1 protein-coding gene is annotated in these 1,467 nt (G+C 49.1%); it reads right to left on the bottom strand.

Annotated elements, in window-relative coordinates:
- Positions 1–547: 547 nt before the first annotated feature.
- Positions 548–1,357 (bottom strand): RHS repeat-associated core domain-containing protein, encoded by an 810-nt coding sequence (locus F2P45_RS37085; RefSeq protein ID WP_166882649.1) that lies wholly within the window; start codon positions 1,355–1,357, stop codon positions 548–550.
- Positions 1,358–1,467 lie beyond the last annotated feature (110 nt).

Genomic DNA, 1,467 nt, shown 5'->3' with positions numbered 1-1,467 from the left:
CTCATTTGACGAAGATCGTGATCGGTAAGTGGAATTAGCTTTATTGACATTATTGAGTATTATGCAATAAAAACCGCTTCCATAGGGCACTCATTTGGCTTTTTTATCAGGGGAAGTGAACGGCTACTCTTCGACGGTCAGCACACCGGGGAGAGGGTCAGTGCCGACGAACGAACACGAATGGGACAGTCGCGCCGCGCATATATGATTTGGCCAACGTCAGCTGTATTTGATCGGCCCTATTCTTCTTAACTGTTCTGTTCGTGTGCGAATGTCGGCACTGCCCCCTTGCCCACTACACCGAACTTACGTCAGAGGCTCTACCTCTCCTTTTTTATCATCAAATAGAGAGTCAGTAGCAAAAGAAGTAAAAACGAACAGGCCGCAACTAGGAAAGCTAGAACGAATAACCCTTTCCCAGCGATACTTAGCCACTCTAATTCTATTGCCTCACCCACCATAATCAAAGCAAAAAAGACTAGACAAAGTACGATACCTAGTACCGCCAACTTCAGCAAGCTGTAGAATTTTGAATTCGTTTTTGGCTTCACTGGCACTCACATTCATTATTGTTGACCGGCGTTGCCAATGTTGAGGAAGTAAATAAGCCGATCCCAACGGCCGCGCCAAATCCCACCCCAACTTTCGGCGCGGGAGTAATCCCAACGCTGGATACTTCCTTCGTATAGGTCGATGGGCGCATGAAATTACCGGGCGTAGACATAGAGGCCCCACCAGCGATACCCCAGCCAGCGTTAACTTCGCCAATCGTTCCGGTGCTAGTCCCGCTAGTGATAGGACCATCTGAACTCGATATTCCACCGCTCAGCCCAACACCAGCAAAAGTACCTACGCCACCGTAACCATTTGCCTGAGCTGTTAGGAAAAGCTGATAGCACCGCCAGTTCTTCCAATTTTTCGGTATTGAAATCCCGACGGAGGTCCCTCCGCCGGCACCAGCACCAACACCAAAGACACTGGGCAGAATGCCCACTTGAACCAGACCTGAAATTCCAAGAGATACCTGTTTATCAAGCCCGAGAGGATCCACAAATGAAAGAGGGTTGCCGCCAACATAGGCATAGGTATTAATGCCACCTCTAAGTCCAATCGGATCGCTCTGAATGTACCGCCCCGTCTGCGGATCATAATCCCTATGGTAGTTGTAATGGAGGCTCGATTCACGATCATAATATTGCCCTGGAAATCGCGGGTTGTAAACAAGACTTCCTAATCGAATCGGATTTTCGTCAGGTGCATTCTCGCCGAAGACGTTTGCACTATCCCAGCGCCATACCATTTTGTTGTCGCTACCACGCGTAATAACACGCGGCGTTGTTAGCTTGACTTTGTCCATTTGTGAGCGATGGACGAAGGGAACGTAAGCCCGAATGCGTAGTCAATGATTGATCCACTCGTGGCAGCGAGGTTCATCATGACGGTAGTAGCATCCGGGCTTACGAAGGC

It is taken from the genome of Massilia mucilaginosa, assembly GCF_011682145.1.
Lineage (GTDB): Bacteria > Pseudomonadota > Gammaproteobacteria > Burkholderiales > Burkholderiaceae_D > Telluria_A > Telluria_A mucilaginosa.
This window is presented reverse-complemented; position numbering and strand designations above follow the sequence as displayed.

Bases quoted from the DNA above. Each gene is read 5' to 3' on its own strand.
- F2P45_RS37085 (WP_166882649.1), bottom strand. From the start codon at position 1,357: ATGGACAAAGTCAAGCTAACAACGCCGCGTGTTATTACGCGTGGTAGC.